The 17,010-nt window shown below is 45.8% G+C and carries 15 protein-coding genes; 4 read left to right on the forward strand and 11 right to left on the reverse strand.

The genetic code is table 11. From position 1 onward, the window contains the following. The 10 genes from gspL to gspC form a co-directional block, all read right to left on the reverse strand. Window positions 1–1,230: a type II secretion system protein GspL gene (gene gspL, locus OCV24_RS13470; RefSeq protein ID WP_150879094.1), complete on the reverse strand. Its 1,230-nt coding sequence runs from the start codon at window positions 1,228–1,230 to the stop codon at window positions 1–3. After that, a complete protein-coding gene (gene gspK, locus OCV24_RS13475) occupies window positions 1,199–2,248 on the reverse strand; it encodes a type II secretion system minor pseudopilin GspK (protein ID WP_136997998.1) in 1,050 nt (349 codons plus the stop codon). The genes gspL and gspK overlap by 32 nt, the downstream gene beginning before the upstream one ends. Next, complete coding sequence (gene gspJ, locus OCV24_RS13480; protein WP_150879096.1) at window positions 2,241–3,026, reverse strand: type II secretion system minor pseudopilin GspJ; 786 nt, start codon at window positions 3,024–3,026, stop codon at window positions 2,241–2,243. Before gspJ ends, gspK begins: the two co-directional genes overlap by 8 nt. Continuing rightward, window positions 3,013–3,408, reverse strand: a complete 396-nt coding sequence (gspI, locus tag OCV24_RS13485) for a type II secretion system minor pseudopilin GspI (RefSeq protein ID WP_150879098.1) — start codon at window positions 3,406–3,408, stop codon at window positions 3,013–3,015. The genes gspJ and gspI overlap by 14 nt, the downstream gene beginning before the upstream one ends. After that, window positions 3,395–3,988, reverse strand: a complete 594-nt coding sequence (locus OCV24_RS13490; RefSeq protein ID WP_046223422.1) for a prepilin-type N-terminal cleavage/methylation domain-containing protein — start codon at window positions 3,986–3,988, stop codon at window positions 3,395–3,397. The genes gspI and OCV24_RS13490 overlap by 14 nt, the downstream gene beginning before the upstream one ends. Before the next feature lie 82 nt (window positions 3,989–4,070). Next, window positions 4,071–4,517, reverse strand: a complete 447-nt coding sequence (gspG, locus tag OCV24_RS13495; RefSeq protein ID WP_017055607.1) for a type II secretion system major pseudopilin GspG — start codon at window positions 4,515–4,517, stop codon at window positions 4,071–4,073. 96 nt (window positions 4,518–4,613) lie between these two features. After that, window positions 4,614–5,834, reverse strand: a complete 1,221-nt coding sequence (gene gspF / locus OCV24_RS13500) for a type II secretion system inner membrane protein GspF (protein WP_017055606.1) — start codon at window positions 5,832–5,834, stop codon at window positions 4,614–4,616. A gap of 1 nt (window position 5,835) precedes the next feature. After that, window positions 5,836–7,338 (reverse strand): type II secretion system ATPase GspE, encoded by a 1,503-nt coding sequence (gspE, locus tag OCV24_RS13505; protein WP_150879100.1) that lies wholly within the window; start codon window positions 7,336–7,338, stop codon window positions 5,836–5,838. After that, window positions 7,338–9,362, reverse strand: coding sequence for a type II secretion system secretin GspD (gene gspD / locus OCV24_RS13510; RefSeq protein WP_137007547.1), 2,025 nt, complete (start codon window positions 9,360–9,362; stop codon window positions 7,338–7,340). The genes gspE and gspD overlap by 1 nt, the downstream gene beginning before the upstream one ends. Window positions 9,363–9,403: 41 nt before the next feature. Then, on the reverse strand, window positions 9,404–10,330 hold the full coding sequence (gspC, locus tag OCV24_RS13515) for a type II secretion system protein GspC (RefSeq protein ID WP_150879102.1): 927 nt from the start codon (window positions 10,328–10,330) through the stop codon (window positions 9,404–9,406). A gap of 287 nt (window positions 10,331–10,617) precedes the next feature. On the opposite strand from gspC, the gene hslR reads away from it, so the two are divergent. The 4 genes from hslR (at window position 10,618) to OCV24_RS13535 (ending at window position 15,999) form a co-directional block, all read left to right on the forward strand. Then, window positions 10,618–11,004 (forward strand): ribosome-associated heat shock protein Hsp15, encoded by a 387-nt coding sequence (gene hslR, locus OCV24_RS13520; protein WP_060466906.1) that lies wholly within the window; start codon window positions 10,618–10,620, stop codon window positions 11,002–11,004. 18 nt (window positions 11,005–11,022) lie between these two features. Then, window positions 11,023–11,916, forward strand: coding sequence for an Hsp33 family molecular chaperone HslO (hslO, locus tag OCV24_RS13525; RefSeq protein WP_146443869.1), 894 nt, complete (start codon window positions 11,023–11,025; stop codon window positions 11,914–11,916). 335 nt (window positions 11,917–12,251) lie between these two features. Next, window positions 12,252–13,877 (forward strand): phosphoenolpyruvate carboxykinase (ATP), encoded by a 1,626-nt coding sequence (gene pckA / locus OCV24_RS13530; RefSeq protein ID WP_017055600.1) that lies wholly within the window; start codon window positions 12,252–12,254, stop codon window positions 13,875–13,877. Between the two features lie 151 nt (window positions 13,878–14,028). After that, complete coding sequence (locus OCV24_RS13535; RefSeq protein WP_150879104.1) at window positions 14,029–15,999, forward strand: AsmA family protein; 1,971 nt, start codon at window positions 14,029–14,031, stop codon at window positions 15,997–15,999. A gap of 63 nt (window positions 16,000–16,062) precedes the next feature. Here OCV24_RS13535 and OCV24_RS13540 read toward each other — a convergent pair whose 3' ends face one another. Next, complete coding sequence (locus OCV24_RS13540; protein ID WP_017055598.1) at window positions 16,063–16,998, reverse strand: bifunctional GNAT family N-acetyltransferase/hotdog fold thioesterase; 936 nt, start codon at window positions 16,996–16,998, stop codon at window positions 16,063–16,065. Between the last annotated feature and the right edge of the window lie 12 nt (window positions 16,999–17,010).

The raw sequence follows: 17,010 nt of genomic DNA on the forward strand, positions 1-17,010 counted from the left end.
TTACTGTCGTGGTTTAAGAGTAAAGCTGCCAAATACGGCATCGCCATTACGATTTAATGGCCCTTGTTCCACAGCAAACTTCTCGTCGAGCTTCATTCTAGCGGTCTCAAAATGTTGGAAGTTCGAACTTTTAGCCTGTAGTCGAATTTCAGAACGGTTACCATCGTAGCGAACGCTTTCAACTTCGATTGACTTCACTTGACCTAGCGTTTCTGGCAATAAAGCTAACCACCCTAACAAGGAATCGTTAGTACCTGAGCCACCATATTTCTTAGCTTCGTCGCTCATCTGACGCTTAAGGTAGCTCACGGTCGGAATGCGTTGCTTGCCAGGTAGTACGGATCTAAAGATACGCTCACTCTCCATGCGGTAAGCTTGTGCTTGCGCTTCGTATTGCTGAACCTTCAACACTTGTTGAGTCACAATCACGGCCACCAGCAAACAAGCAGCAATCGCTACTTTTTGCCATACGCGCCAATATTTACTGAAGGAAGATTTGGTTTTAAAGGTGCCAGTCAGTAAATTCACACTGCTCATGATCGCTTGTTGGCTCAATAGAGCCATTACCAATTCCGCAGGCTTCGCTTGCCACTTCACACCACTTTGTTGCTGAACGTCGTCGCTCGGCATCGAGGTGTAACTAAAGATAGTCGCTGGCTGCTCTTCGTCATCAACGACAACCCAGTCACTCTGCAAGAACATCGGGAGCCATGCTTCGCTGATCGATACCGCTTGATAGTTACCTTGGCGTAAAAGCCAATATTGATCAATCTGCAACGCACTGATGCCCTGCTCTTCCAAAGGTACCGCTAACGCATCCGGCAGCACTTTACGAAAGACAATACCGGCTTCGCGAAACTTATCTAAAGCTTGTTTCAACCATTTGCGTTCGACACCGCATACTGTGGCATGGGTGGCGTCTTTATGTAGAATGGTTAAATGTAAATCTTCGATATCTTGCGCCACTTCGTCTTCTAACAAAAACGGCAGCATAGAATCGAACTGGCGAGCTGCACCTTTCGGGATTTCAACGCGCTTTATCAAGCATTCGCTTCCCGGTAATAAAGCGATACAGCTGCGCTTTTCAGCGTAAGGCGTTAACTCATCAAGCAGTTCCCAGCTAGACAGCTCACCGCTTGCTATCACTTCTTGTTGGCTTGTCGACCAAACTAACCACTGCACAGGGCTTTGTGGTTCGCTACTCAGTCGAACGGTCAGAAACTCGCTCACTGATTCCTCCAAAACGACGGCGTACTACCGTCACTGTTTCTCGATTACTACTATAGAAAAGCGTTCGTATACGTACACGTGACTGCTCAACTAATACCTCTGCATCTAGCTCAAAATAGGCGCTATCTACAGTTAAATACCCTTTCGCTTTCTTGCTGACTTCTGCACTCACACCAACAATGGCAGGCTCAGCCATAAAAGCATCCACCGTATTCCAGCCATCAAATGGTCGCTTGTCTAGCAGTTGTTTTGCATCCGACTCACTTAAGCCCGGAGCAAACATCGCTTCCAATAAAGGCGCTTGCTTTTCCGTGAGTGTGTTTACATTCAAGCGGAAATCATCGGTTGGCAGAGCGCAAACAAAGGGGCGAACCTTATTCATCACCTCACCAGTAACCTGATAAACCGCTCGTAACTCGGATTCATCGGCCATTAAGCCATTAGCCGCCAAATAAGATGGCTTCATCGCCTCATAAGTACTGTCCTCTACGCCTACCGTAGAAGTGGTTCTGGTATCTGCATCGACAAACTCCCAGCTTGAGTTTGCGATCACCTCAGCCTGATAAGGTTCAATATCTTGGTTTTCCAACAAGGTTTGCCAAACCGTCACTAAATAGGGTGTTTGATTGCTTGAAGTCGCCGTTACCCCAGCCAAAGCATTGAGGTTAAAACACGCTTGGGCATCGACAATGCGACCCGATACTTGTCCATAATCCAATGGGTATACCTGTTCTTCTAATGCCCATGGCTGACTTAGATTCACGGTATCACTGTCTTTATAGCTTTGACTAATCCCGTCTTGTACTAGTGCTTCCACACCAATGCTATACCAATAGGCCTGTTGGTAATTTAACTGATTACCAACACGTTTGAATTGTGTAAACAAACGCTCCGACATGCTGCCCGCAATGGTGGCCATGATAGCCAAAAGCATCAGAATGATGATCAGTGCTACACCATTTTGTTTTCGTCCCATTGCAGAATTTATCTTAGCAAGATCATGGGTGCGATTAGCCATTGTTCCCCTCACTATTTGAAGAGTCACTTGCGTCATTGACCTGATCTAGAGTACCACTTGGCGTGAGATAAACTCGCTCTATCTCATCGTAGTCTTTCAACGTCAGCTTGAGTCTCACCGCTTTCGGCAAGGATTTATCGGTTTGCCACTCTTTGTCCCAGCGACTCCCATCATAAAACTCGATTTCAAAGCCTTCGACATCATCAAGCAGCGGAGTAATCACACCCTCTTGGCCTGCTGGGGTATCAGGGTATCGCCACCAGACACGCTCAAGTGTTTCTTCTTTGATGCGGTAGCCAACCTTCGTGACTTCTCCACGAGGAAACTGCTGCTGTGGGTTGTGCCAACCCAGGCGAGTAAATATGATGCCAACATCGTCGGAGTCCAATAAATACTCTTTCATTAATATCAGCTTAGATGATGCTTCTTCACCATTAGTACGAAATTTTCGCACCGCCATCTGACGAAAATCATTATCTAAAATGACTAAGCTACGTTGCAGTTGATTCAAACGAGCACTGCGTTCGATTGAGAGTTCGTTGCTTCGCTGCACCTGATTCACGACCTGATAAGCCGCCATGCTCAACGTGGCAAAGATAGCGATCGAGACCAACACTTCAATTAAGGTAAAGCCTCTCCCTTTTGAAGATAAACTTTGTTGGCGTGGCATAGGTTTATTTGCCAAGCTGCTATTACTTGATGAGTGGTTGTGAGTTAACGACACGCTTTTAATTAGCCCGATGCTTTTAGTTAACCACATGCCCCTAGTTGACCACATAGCTGCGCACCGTGACCACTGGAGAAGCTTGTTTACTGGTTGCCACACTCACATCAAACGCCTTTAATAAATCATCACTGGTATCAATTGGCGTCACTTTCCAGAACCACTCTCTTCCAGCCAACTCTTGTGTACCCTGCACTTTTTTTAGCTTCTCAGGGTGCAACATCACCAAAGCCATTTGATTATCAACGACCATAGCAGCAAAGGTTTTTTCTTCTAGGTAACTGAGGGTATTGATGTGCTGAGTGACAGCACGAATCACACTGATCGCCGCGGTCGCAAAGATAGCGAGCGCCACCAATACTTCAAGTAGAGTCATTCCTCGAGAACCAAGAGGCATACCACGAGAACGATAAGGAGAATGGTTATTCCTCTTCATCTTCTTCCCCCGGTTCTAGCAATCGAATGACACCGTTGTCCAATACTCGAATACGCCAACCATCTTGTATGGTGTCTCCGGTATTTGGATAAAACGACAACACAAATGGCGTCATTTCAGCACTCGACAAGATGTAGATCTGTGGTGGTTTCGGTTTCTTTTCCTCTTCAAGATCAGCAAACATATCTTCATCAAACAAGCTTCCTGGATTGAACAACCGCTCATCGTCTTCCCATACGCCACCACCTAGAGTCAGTGACAATGCGAGTTCTTCCGGTAATTCCGTTGAAGAGGGGATCTTTTCGAATTCGACCTCCTGCCACCCTTCTGACTTTAGCGCCATCAGTACATAGGTCGATTTCTTTTCATCAACACGAACGCCAAAGTCCAATCCACTCAAGATAGCCTCTTCATTGAGCAATAGAACTCGCTGATAAAAACTTTGAGCGTATTTTTTGGCGACATCTTTACTATTGGTAGGAATGGTCGCGATCACCGCAACCGCCGTTAATGACAATAATACCAACACCAAAAGAATCTCAATTAAGGTGAAACCTGGCTGTGTTTGCTTAGTTTTCACCTTTAGACTCCATCTGTTTGCGTCCTACCATCAAATAACGGCATCAATCCCAATAACTTATCAACCAACAATAAGCCGAAGCTTATTGAAAGTCTTGTATGTTCCAGTTACCAACATCGGCAGCAATACCTTCACCACCTTCTTGGCCATCAACACCTAGAGTAAAGATATCGATAGTGCCGTTATCACCTGGGCTTAGGTATTGGTACTCGTTACCCCATGGGTCGTTCGGCAGACGTTTGATGTAACCACCATCGCGGTAATTACGAGGCTCAGGGCTACTTGTTGGCTTAGAAACCAGTGCATCAAGCCCTTGATCCGTTGTTGGGTAAACGCTGTTATCCAGTTTGTACATATCCAGCGCGTTTTCTAGCGCTACAATGTCCGTGATGGCTTTCTGTTGGTCAGCCTTCTCTTTGTTACCCAGTAAGTTAGGGACAACAAAGCTCGCCAAAATACCAAGGATAACCACAACAACCATCACTTCTAATAAGGTAAAGCCTGACTGTTTCTTCATTTTAGTTTTCATTATTTTCTCCAAATTAAAGACAGCGAGTTGAAGGGAGTGATCGCCTTCATCTCGATCATCCAAAAACTAACGTTCTGTTCTATGAGTCGATTGTTGTTAACCGCTCATTAAATTATTCATTTCAAGCATCGGCATCAGAGTCGCCATCACAATGAACAGCACTAAGCCTGCCATCAAAGCGATAAGAGCCGGGGTAAAAATGCCTAAGGCGATATTGACTGTCGACTCAAAGTTTTGATCTTGGGTGTCTGCTGCTCTGGTCAACATCTGTTCCAATTGGCCACTCTGCTCACCACTGGCGATCATATGCAACATCATAGGAGGGAATAGCTTAGTTTGGTCGAGCGCTTTACGTAGGCTAGCCCCTTCTCTAACACTATCCGATGCCTGTAATACTTGTTGTTTAACATGGTGATTCGACATCACGTCAACCGCGACCTTCATTCCTTCAAGGATTGGAATCGCACTCGAAGTACAGATAGAGAGTGTGCGTGCAAAGCGAGAGGTATTGATCCCTTTGGCTATTTTGCCGATCAGAGGAATGCTCAATAATTTGCGATCCCAACTCATGCGAGCAGCTGGCTTTTTCAGTGCGGTCTTAACCAAAACAATCACACCAATGGTCAACAACAGTAATTGGATTCCCCAATTCTGAATAAATTCACTCGATGCTAATAAAAATTGTGTCGATTGAGGCAGCTCTTGGCCCATTTGGATAATTGGCTCAACGATCTTAGGGACCACGGTTGCCAGTAGGAACGAAACAATCGTCACTGCAAATACCACCAGTACCACAGGGTAGATCATCGCTTGCAGCAGCTTAGAGCGCATCTTTTGGCGATTTTCAGCGTAATCGGCTAATCGCTCCAATACCGCATCTAAGTGCCCCGATTTCTCACCAGCCGCAACCATAGCCCGGAATAGTTCATCGAAAATATGGGGATAATCAGACAGGCTGTCAGCAAGTGAGTAGCCTTCAGTTACCTTAGAGCGAACGGCCAACAGCATAGTTCGAATACGTGGCTTTTCCGATTGCTCGGCAACCGCTTTTAAGCACTCTTCGAGTGGCATACCCGATTGAACTAGCGTTGATATTTGGCGAGTAATCAAAGCCAAATCAGGCGTGCTAATGCCACGCTTAAAGCTGGTCGAGGGCTGACCACCTTTCGCAGTTTTAGCCTTGGCTTCAGTCATCTCAACCGGCATCAAGCCTTGTTCTTTCAAGCGTTGGCGAGCCTGACGAGCGTTATCAGCTTCGATAGAACCCTTTTTGCTCTTGCCTTTAGCATCCAGCGCTTTGTATTCAAATGCCGCCATACTAGACTTCCTTGGTCACGCGCATCACTTCTTCTAGGGACGTTACCCCATTCAGAACTTTGCTCAAGCCATCCTCTCGAATACTTGGTGTTGTGCCACGAATTGCTTTCTCAATCGCTTGCTCGCCCGCTTCGCTGTGAATCAACTCTTGCACCGATTCATCAATCATCAATAGTTCATGGATACCGGTACGGCCTCGGTAGCCCTTGTGACCACACTCTTCACAACCTTTCGCATGATAAAGGGTCAGGCTTTCTTTTTTCTTCAATCCAAACAGTTTCTTCTGTTCTTTATCGGCTTCATAAGGTTCTTTACAGTGGTGACACAAGGTGCGAACTAAACGCTGAGCCAGAACACCAAGTAGTGAAGAAGAGGTTAAGAAGGGTTCAATCCCCATATCGCGCAGACGGGTAATCGCACCAATTGCGGTATTGGTGTGCAAGGTCGACATCACTAAGTGACCTGTCAAAGAGGCTTGTACCGCGATTTCTGCCGTTTCCAGATCTCGGATCTCACCAATCATGACGACATCGGGATCCTGACGAAGAATGGCACGTAAACCACGCGCAAAGGTCATATCAACCTTAGGGTTTACTTGAGTCTGGCCAATACCATCAATATCAAATTCGATTGGATCTTCAACGGTTAGAATATTTCGTTCGTTGCTATTGAGCTCTTGCAGGCCGGCGTACAAGGTCGTTGATTTACCAGACCCCGTAGGCCCCGTCACCAAGATAATGCCGTGTGGGCGCTGAATCAGCTTGCGGAAGTTTTCGTGGTTCTCTGCCGTCATGCCTAAACTGTGCAAATCTAGACGAGTGGCGTTTTTGTCCAATAGACGCATTACTACACGCTCGCCGTGCGAAGAAGGCATGGTTGATACACGAACATCGACCGCTCGGCCACCGATACGCAAAGAAATACGACCATCCTGTGGCACGCGTTTTTCAGCAATATCCAGCTTAGCCATCACCTTTACACGTGAAACCAACAACGGAGCCAGCTTACGACTCGGCGCGAGAACATCACGTAGTACACCATCAACCCGGAAACGGATACAGAGTGACTTTTCAAAGGTTTCGATATGAATATCCGAAGCACCTTCTTTGATCGCTTCACCCAACATCGCATTGATTAATTTGATGATAGGCGCGTCATCCTCCGATTCGAGTAAATCTTCATCTTGAGGAAGCTCTTCTGCCAGAGAGAAGAAATCATCGTTGTCAGCACCAATATCTTCCATCAGTTGACGCGCTTCTGATGAGTCACGCTGATAAGCATCGGTCAGTTTTTTATCAAATTCGTCTGCAGTAATCGCTTGTGGTGTGAAACCACTTTTCACAACACGGCTGACTTCTATGATCGCCGCTGATTTCAGTGGTTCAACATAATAAAGTATCGGCGCACGCTCTGGATGCTGATATTCCAACACCATCTTATAGCGATTTGCAAAGCTAAACGGCAAGCGCTGATAAGTACGTGCCGCCCCTACCAATTCAGCCATTATTCTTGTTCCATTTGATCGATGAACGCTTGGATTTCAGCCGGGTGATTCATGCTTTCGCCAAACTTGGGTAATACTGGGATATTGTCGTCATCCATTAGTTTCAAACCTTGCTCAGACTTATACAGCTGCTCAGCACGGATGAAGTTGTATTTACGCTGAGTAATACCATCTGCCGTCATGCCATCACGAATGATGGTTGGTTTAATGAAGACCATTAGATTCTTTTTCTCGACCTGAGTACTGGTTGATTTGAACAAATGTCCAAGTACTGGAATATCACCCAAGAACGGCACTTTAGATTCACTTTCCAATGCGCGTTCATCAATCAAACCACCCAACACCAGCATTTGTCCATCTTGAACAATCACTGACGTATTTAGCTGTCGCTTAGCAAAACGCACGTCAACCGCACCATTTGCGCCCAATACGTTCGATACTTCTTGTTCGATTTGCAGCTGAACCGAGTCACCTTCATTGATTTGTGGCACGACTTTCAGCTTGATACCCACTTCTTTACGCTCAACCGTCTGGAATGGGTTGTCGTTACTTGAACCCGCCGTCGAACCGGTTAAAACCGGCACCTCTTCACCCACAATGAACGACGCTTCGCCGTTATCCATTACTGTGATGCTTGGGGAAGATAGGATGTTTGAATTGGAATCGGTGGCTACCGCACTGATCAATGCTGTCCAGTCGCCCATTACCACACTCATCGCAGCGCCATTAACACCAGAAAGAGCAGAAGCCAAACTTGAGTAGTCACCTTGTTCAGTAGTCGTTTCATTTCTCAGGAAGTTATTATTCTCATCGTAAACGGCTTTAGTTGTCGTTGAGTCTTTCGCTTCTTCTAGGCCAACCATCACACCACCAATCGATGCACCAGTATTGCTGTACTGAATCATGGCACCCGTTTCTAGGTTACCCCATTGCACGCCAAGGTTAACGCCATCGCCTTCGGCCATTTCAACAATCAAAGCTTCAATCAATACTTGAGCACGACGAATATCCAGTTGCGCGATCACGTCTTGCAATGCGTTCATAATGTCCGGCTGAGCGGTAATAACCAGAGAGTTGGTATCACTGTGCGCCGAGATCATCACTTGGTTGCGTTGAGACGAGCTGCCTTTAGTCGATGATTGCTTCTCTGACTGTAGGTTGTCCGACACGCCCTTTAACACATCGACAAGATCTTCGGCTTTTGCGTACTTAAGATAGATAACTTGGTTGTTGCCCTTGGTCGCCATTTCGACATCAAGTTGCTCGATAAGCTTTCTTAAACGGCTACGAACTTTAGGGTCACCAGAGATAAGAATCGCATTGGTACGCTCATCAGCGACTAATTTTGGTTGCAGAAATGCTGGCGTATTTTTAGCATCGTTGGTTTTGCTCAGTGCATCCACGATACGTACCATTTCGGCCGCAGACGCATTTTTTAACTCAACCACCTCAACCTCTTTGTCACCAGCTTGGTCAACACGCTTGATGATTTCCGCTAAGCGATTGACCACCGCTGCACGGCCAGTAATCAAGATGATATTAGCGGGATCGTAGTGCACGACGTTACCCGCGCCAGCATTGTCATTCAGTTGACGAAGCAAAGGAGAAAGTTCGCGAACCGAGACATTGCGAACGGTTACAACACGTGTAACCACGCTGTCACCTTTAATCGAATCACGCTCACCGACAACGGGGATTGCCGATGTTTTTGAGTCTTTAGCTTTGATTACCTTGAGAACCCCCGAGTCCATTTCAACGACCGCGTAGCCGTACACTTCTAACACGTTTAAGAAGAAGCTGTAATATTGTTCTTCGTTGAGTACATCATAGCTACGGACATCGATTTTACCGCGCACCGATGGGTCAACGATGATCGTCTTCTCTAGATTACGGCCAACAATATTAATAAACTCTTGAATGTCAGTGCCCTTAAAACTAGCACTAAAATCACTAGCGATGGCTGCGGGGGCGCAGATTAAGCTTCCTGCCAATAACCACGCACTTTTCTTAAACCAATGCTTCACGTACTTCTCCTACACTTTCGTCCTTGGTTAGACGCAAAGTTCTAAAATTCAATAAATACTTCATGTTGTTGACCATCTCGCTCAACGACGAGATTTAGCTCGGTTAGCTCTGAGATTGATCGGAATATGTTGCCCATAGCGGCAGGGTCAGTCAGATCTTGTCCATTTAACTGAGTAGCAATATCCCCGTTTTGGAGCCCAACAGAGTTAAAAAGTTCTGAATCTTTGCCAGGGCTCACACGATAACCGATCACTTGATCGTCACGCTTTACCTGAGATAAACGAACATATTGGAAAATTTGTTGTGGATCCTCCATTATCTTCGCTTTTATTTCATCAAGCTTCTCTTCTGCAGAAGCTGGGTTATTGCCACGAACTGAAGAAGAAGCGCGAGGTGGCGCAGGTTCAGATACGGCTAAACGTTTGTATTCAATACCTTCAAGCATCAGGGTTTCATCTCGCCCTGAGTTATCAATAATGACACGATCCACTAACACCGCTTTGAGCTTAGCTCGAGTGCCTTCTATTACTTCGTTAATTCCGTAGGTTGCTTGTGTGCCACGATTAGCAATCACAGCTAAGCTTAATTTGGGTTTAGAACTGGCGACCGCCCCCACTAAAATCAGGTTCAACCGTGTCTTTGGCGCATCTTGGATAACTTGCTGTTCAACGACAGCGGGCGTGGTTGGGTTATAGGCGCCAAAAAGGTTACTCTGTTGCAAAGAAGAGATATCAAGGGTCGGTTGAAGTGCTGAAGAAGAAGATGAAACAGACGCTTTCCAAGGCACAACCGTTTGCTCGGCAGGTACAAGAAACCATGCAAGCTGTCCTAAAATCCATGCTGAAGCAGCAATCAACAAACAACAAGTCGCTAGGCTTAGTTTCTGCTGAAATACAAATTTATTCTCTAATAAGCGGCTCAACACAGGTGAGTGTCCTATGCGATTTTTGAGCTCTAAAAAGTTCACTTCCCTTGCCCCTTTTCAAGACGACAAACGCTGAAAATCATTAAGCTTCCAACTTTTTCATTCATTCGTTCGATACCAAGCGCATTTAAGCATAAGATCATGAATTATATCATAGCCAATTCATAAATCGGCATTAGATGGCTATTTTGTAATATGACTTGAAAAAAATGCCAACCGCCTCCACTTTAAGCTTCTACTTAATGTGATAAGCATCATCAAGAACATGTTGCGCTCTGTTAATTACAGTTAAACCACATTCATTTTTCACTGAAAAGGCACAACCCTATATGAAAACTGTTGATGAAGCTGTCAGACTCGATAAATGGTTGTGGGCAGCTCGTTTTTACAAAACCCGCTCTATTGCTCGCAACATGGTCGATGGTGGCAAAGTCCACTATAATGGTCAACGCAGCAAACCAAGTAAAATTGTCGAACTTGGGGCGGTGATTACACTGCGTCAAGGGAATGAAGAAAAAACGGTGACTATCGAGAAAATTTCGGCGCATCGTGGCGGGGCTCCGATCGCTCAAACACTCTATGAAGAAACCACCGAGAGCTTGGCAAAAAGAGAAGAGTTTGCGAAACAACGCAAGCTGAATGCTCATAACCCAGCTCCAGATCGTCGTCCGGATAAGAAGCAACGTCGTGACATCATCAAGTTCAAGACTCAATAAGCTAGAAGGAATAGCCAAATGGCAGACCCAATGTCTACAAGTAATGTTTTAAATCGCTACCTATTTGAAGACCTATCAGTACGTGGTGAATTGGTACAAATGGATGAAGCGTACCAACAGATTATTTCTAGCAAGGAATACCCAGCGCCAGTACAGAAACTGCTGGGTGAGCTATTGGTCTCAACGACGCTACTAACGGCGACCTTAAAGTTTGAAGGTTCTATCACTATGCAGCTTCAAGGTGATGGCCCAGTATCTCTCGCTGTGATCAATGGTGATAATAACCAGAAGATCCGCGGTGTTGCTCGCTTTGAAGGGGATATTGCTGACAACGCAGGCCTACACGACCTTATGGGTAAAGGCCATCTAGTGATCACTATCGACCCTAAGCAAGGTGAGCGTTACCAAGGTATCGTTGGCCTTGAAGGTGACACTCTAGCCGAGGTGCTTGAAGGTTACTTCGCTAACTCAGAACAGCTTAAGACTCGTCTATGGTTACGCACTGGCGATCATGAAGGTAAAGCACACGCTGCTGGTATGTTACTGCAGGTTATGCCAGACGGCACAGGTACGCCAGACGACTTCGAACACCTAGAGCAGCTAACTGACACAGTTAAAAACGAAGAACTGTTCTCCCTAGAAGCGAACGAACTGCTTTACCGTTTGTACAACCAAGAGAAAGTACAGCTGTTCACCCCACAACCGATTGAGTTCTACTGTGGTTGTTCACGTGAGCGGAGCGCGGCGGCTATCATTACGGTTGCTCAAGAAGAGATGTACGACATCCTAAGTACCGAAGGTAGTGTTGCTCTGCATTGTGATTACTGTGGCACAAATTATTCATTCGACAAGAACGACGTTGATGCTCTGTACGCTGAAGCAGCCGATAAAGGCAGCAATACCGTTCATTAATTTATAACGTACCCAAAACACGTAATTTACCCAAAAAGGTCAGCTGCAAGCTGGCCTTTTTTGTGATCAAAATAGCGCAAAGCCCGTTACATCTCGTAATAAAATCACCGCTTAATTTTCATCAATTAATAATGTTCCTGCCCCTAGCGCAAAGGTTTGCGTACAGGATAGACTAATTGGGCCAATATGTGACGAGGCACTTAAAACCTCAATGTTAATATGGATACTTTTTGAGCTGTATCCCTGTTTCCCCCGAGTCTCGTTGCTAGCATGGTGAGCAGATAACCATAAAAATTAATACAAAATCCCTACAAAATATCCTACAAGGAGCACCTATGACCGTTATGGAACATACAAAGGCTGCACAAATTGATCTAACTAAGCACGGACTGACAGGCGTTACTGAAGTTCTTCGTAACCCTAGCTACGAGCAGCTATTCGTTGAAGAAACACTGCCAGGTTTAGAGGGCTACGAAAAAGGCGTAGTAACGGAACTTGGCTCTGTTGCGGTTGACACTGGTATCTTTACTGGCCGCTCACCAAAAGATAAATACATTGTTAAAGATGACACGACCCGCGATACCATGTGGTGGTCAGATCAAGGCAAAAATGACAACAAACCGATTACACCTGAATTATGGAATGAGCTGAAAGAGCTTGTAACAACTCAGCTATCTGGCAAGCGCTTGTTTGTGATTGATGGTTACTGTGGTGCAAACCCAGATACGCGCTTAAGTGTTCGTATTATCACTGAAGTAGCGTGGCAAGCGCACTTCGTTAAGAACATGTTCATTCGTCCAACTGACGAAGAGCTCGCAACGTTCGAACCTGATTTTGTGGTAATGAACGGTGCTAAAACAACCAACCCGAACTGGGAGAAGCAGGGCCTAAACTCTGAAAACTTCGTTGCGTTCAACCTGACAGAGCGCGTTCAAATCATTGGTGGTACTTGGTACGGCGGTGAGATGAAAAAAGGCATGTTCGCAATGATGAACTACCTACTTCCTCTGCAAGGCATTGCTTCAATGCACTGCAGTGCAAACGTTGGCGAGAAAGGTGACGTAGCCGTATTCTTCGGCCTATCAGGAACGGGGAAAACAACACTATCGACGGATCCTAAACGTGAGCTGATCGGTGATGATGAGCATGGTTGGGATGACGACGGTATCTTCAACTTTGAAGGCGGTTGTTACGCGAAGACGATTCGCCTATCGAAAGAAGCGGAACCTGAAATCTACAACGCAATCCGTCGTGATGCTCTGCTAGAAAACGTAACGGTCCGTGGTGATGGTTCTATCGATTTTGATGACGGTTCAAAAACAGAAAATACTCGTGTTTCTTACCCGATTCACCACATCGAAAATATTGTTAAGCCAGTATCAAAAGCAGGTCACGCTAAAAAAGTTATCTTCCTGACTGCGGATGCATTTGGTGTGCTACCACCAGTATCGAAACTGACTCCTGAACAGACTAAATACCACTTCCTATCTGGATTTACAGCGAAGCTCGCGGGTACAGAACGCGGTATTACAGAGCCAACGCCAACGTTTTCTGCGGCATTTGGCGCTGCATTCCTAACGCTCCACCCAACTCAGTACGCTGAAGTACTCGTGAAGCGCATGGAAGCGGCTGGTGCAGAAGCTTACCTAGTTAACACAGGTTGGAATGGCAGTGGTAAGCGTATCTCTATCAAAGATACTCGCGGCATCATTGACGCTATCCTAGATGGTTCAATCGACAATGCAGATACTAAGGTTATCCCTATGTTTAACCTAGAAGTGCCACTCGCCTTGCATGATGTAGACTCGACCATTCTTGACCCACGTGATACGTACACTGACCCGCTACAGTGGGAGAGCAAAGCGAAGGATCTAGCAACACGATTCATCAACAACTTTGATAAATACACAGACAATGCTGAAGGTCAGTCACTGGTTGCGGCTGGTCCACAATTAGACTAACCCACCTATCTGCTCGGGCTAAGTCAAAAACAAACGCCCATTTACAATGATATTTTGTAGCAAGCCCCTCTTTTGAGGGGCTTTTTTGTTGATGCTTATCCCTTTTTGTTCCACTCTGTTTGAGACTATTGAAATTTAAGGCTTTCAGGGAATGAAAAAGGTATTCATGGTATTCGGTATTGTGCTGGCTATCGCCGTTGCGGTTATCGCTGCGTTATTATTAAGCCTGCAGACTCAATACCGTGCTGATGTTGCTAATTTTTTTATAAAACATACGCTTGAACAACCTCTACTCATTGAAGATGTTGAGTATCAGGCGCCTTATCACATCACTTTGATGGGTATTATCCAAAACCGACCTGCAAAAAAGTCGCCTTTGTACATCGATAAAGTCAGTATATGGTTTAGCCCTAGTTCTATAGTTCAAGCCAAACTGGTCTTGGATTCAGTGTTGATCAGCGGTCTGCAGTTAGAAGTTGATGATTTAAAAAACCTCACATCGGTACTTACGCAGCCAAACCTCAAGCTTCACCAGTTGGCCATCAATAATCTAGATTTCTCGACCCCAGACTTTAATGCGCGAGGTATTGATCTTCAGATCTCCGCCCCCGTATGGGACGGACACAACTCGTTATTACCTTATGGAAAAACCCAACTCTCAGCCACGCAACTGTATTGGCAAGACGAAGCATTCGATAACCTGTTGATTGACCTCGAACTAAAGCCGAGTGACAGCACTCTTTATGGCGCTTCATTTGACTGGCGTGACGCTAAGGTTTCCGGTCAAGCAGAACAATATCAACATGACTGGTCTTTGGTGAATGTGACGATCGATGGTTTACGACTCAACCAAAAACAGACCCAAAGCCTATTGAACAAACAATGGGATATGACAGGTATCCAGATCAATCACATCAACAGCTTAGATATTTTGCGTAGTGACCTAGAATGGGCAGACGGACATCTAGCATCCTTTGACGCCTCATTAGAAAACATACAGCTGCCTTTTGAATTGTGGCAACAACAGAACGCCATTTTTTCTCTACAAGCTGAAGGCGTCACCTTAGACAATGACCAATTCATCGAGCCAAGCCTTAAACTCAACCTAGAGCCCAACCGGATTCAGATTGAAGACTTCTATACTCAGTTCCTTCAAGGCAGTGTTCAGCTCAATGGCAAGGTGACGCCTGATACCATTGACTTAGCACAGCTCGACCTGCAAGGCATCAAGTGGCTTACCGAAAGCCAAGATAACCACCTACCAGCCGCACGCCTAATACCGTGGCTGACACAACTCCAGAACGTCGAAATTAACCGACTTAACATAGAACGTAGCCAGTTCATCCAGCTCGCAGAAAAACCTTACTGGCAGATATCAGGGCTGCACGTAGAAGGGCATCAAGTCCAACTGTTACAAGATAGAAAGCTAGGCTTGTGGCAAGGAGATTTATTGGCAAGCGCCAACGATGCGAGCTATCAAAACATTCTCAGTGCTCAGCCTGTGATTGAGATGAATAGCAAACAAGGAAAGTGGACGTTAACACGCCTGTTTATGCCATTGAAACATGGTTATATTGAAGCGAACGCCACCTTAGACTTCAGTCAAATCAGCAAGCCGTGGAGTGTCGATATCTCGGCTGATGGATTACCAATATCATTAATGTTACAACCATTGGAGTTACCACTCGATGCAACAGGCTACGGGGAGTTCGAACTTCAAGCTGCGGGTTTATATGGTGATTCGTTAATGCTTGGCTACTCAACCACTGGCCAACTCACCGGTAGCGTTCGCCAAGGGGTGATGACCTTTAACGATACGCTTTCTGAGGCATCGACCGATAACGTGTTTGAAATCCCAGAATTCAATGCGAATTTTGACCGTGGACGTTTCACACTCGAACCAATGCACATTATTGGTGCATCCGCAGCCGAGAAAGGTACGCAAAGGGTTCAAACGTTAAATGGTGAGGTAAAGGGAGAGCTCGACTTGCTTAAAACTGAGCGACATACGCTATCCATTACTCTGTCTGACCAATGCCATCAAATCTCAGGAAAGATCGACCAAGCTGAATATTCTGAGATAAATGACTGCCAACAAAAAAGCGCCACTCCGCAGAAGTAGCGCTTTCAATCAATATCTGACTAAATCAATATATTGGTAAATAAACAGAGTACGAAGTGTGGGCTACTCGCTCACGTTAGTGTCTGTTGATAGTATCTTTTTGTAATCAGGGATCAGCATATAGGTTCCCGTAAACTCCACCGCTTCCACATCGCCACTGCGAATCGTCACATGAATAATAATACGAGCCTTCCTGCCTGAAGCGAGGCGATCCAAGTCACCACTTATCCCATCTAGAGATGTCGCCGCAACCGGATTTTGCTCGACTGGGTGACGGTAGCGAATATTACTGTCTGCCAGCACAATATCACCACTAAGGCCTCGCTCTTTCATCAGTAACCAAGTCATTCCCCAGCCCGTTAAGGTCGCTAAGGTAAAGGCCGAACCTGCAAACATAGTGTTGTGAGGATTGAGGTTGGGGTTCAACTGAGCACTACACTCAAACTGATAGCCAGTATACTGGTTGATCTTGATGCCCATTTTGTCACTGATTGGGATTTGATGCTCCCAACGCTGCTGCAGTTCATTACACCATTCTGGTTTGCGAAGCACGTCAGCCATAGGGTCAAGGTGCTTAACCATCTGTTGATGACGAACGGGGCCACGTTGGTCACTAATCTCACCGCGACATTCAAATTCATTCTTCTCATAGAATGAGATCGCATCTTCACGTGCATTACACACCAAACGCTTGGCCCCTTCTTGACGTGCCAGTGACTCTAACGCAACCAAGATAAGTGAGCCCATGCCTTTACTTTGGCGAGATTTCTTCACCGCCATGTAGCGGATTTGACCTTCTAGATCTGATGTAATATACAGGCGACCAATCGCCATTGGACGACCTCGACCATCCACAATCACACGATGATGACTCATAGGATCGTATTCATCACGCTCTGAGCCAACGGGCATACGCCAAGGCTCACGCAGCATCTGCCATCGAAAATGGTAATACTTATTCAGTTGATTTTCGGTGGTTGGAGTTATGAGTTTAAACATGCTTATTCCTTT

The sequence above is a fragment of the Vibrio kanaloae genome (assembly GCF_024347535.1).
GTDB classification, from domain to species: Bacteria; Pseudomonadota; Gammaproteobacteria; order Enterobacterales; family Vibrionaceae; genus Vibrio; species Vibrio kanaloae.

Bases quoted from the DNA above. Each gene is read 5' to 3' on its own strand.
- gspK (WP_136997998.1), bottom strand. From the start codon at position 2,248: ATGGCTAATCGCACCCATGATCTTGCTAAGATAAATTCTGCAATGGGA.
- gspJ (WP_150879096.1), bottom strand. From the start codon at position 3,026: ATGTGGTCAACTAGGGGCATGTGGTTAACTAAAAGCATCGGGCTAATT.
- gspI (WP_150879098.1), bottom strand. From the start codon at position 3,408: ATGAAGAGGAATAACCATTCTCCTTATCGTTCTCGTGGTATGCCTCTT.
- gspG (WP_017055607.1), bottom strand. From the start codon at position 4,517: ATGAAAACTAAAATGAAGAAACAGTCAGGCTTTACCTTATTAGAAGTG.
- gspF (WP_017055606.1), bottom strand. From the start codon at position 5,834: ATGGCGGCATTTGAATACAAAGCGCTGGATGCTAAAGGCAAGAGCAAA.
- gspE (WP_150879100.1), bottom strand. From the start codon at position 7,338: ATGGCTGAATTGGTAGGGGCGGCACGTACTTATCAGCGCTTGCCGTTT.
- hslR (WP_060466906.1), top strand. From the start codon at position 10,618: ATGAAAACTGTTGATGAAGCTGTCAGACTCGATAAATGGTTGTGGGCA.
- hslO (WP_146443869.1), top strand. From the start codon at position 11,023: ATGGCAGACCCAATGTCTACAAGTAATGTTTTAAATCGCTACCTATTT.
- pckA (WP_017055600.1), top strand. From the start codon at position 12,252: ATGACCGTTATGGAACATACAAAGGCTGCACAAATTGATCTAACTAAG.
- OCV24_RS13535 (WP_150879104.1), top strand. From the start codon at position 14,029: ATGAAAAAGGTATTCATGGTATTCGGTATTGTGCTGGCTATCGCCGTT.
- OCV24_RS13540 (WP_017055598.1), bottom strand. From the start codon at position 16,998: ATGTTTAAACTCATAACTCCAACCACCGAAAATCAACTGAATAAGTAT.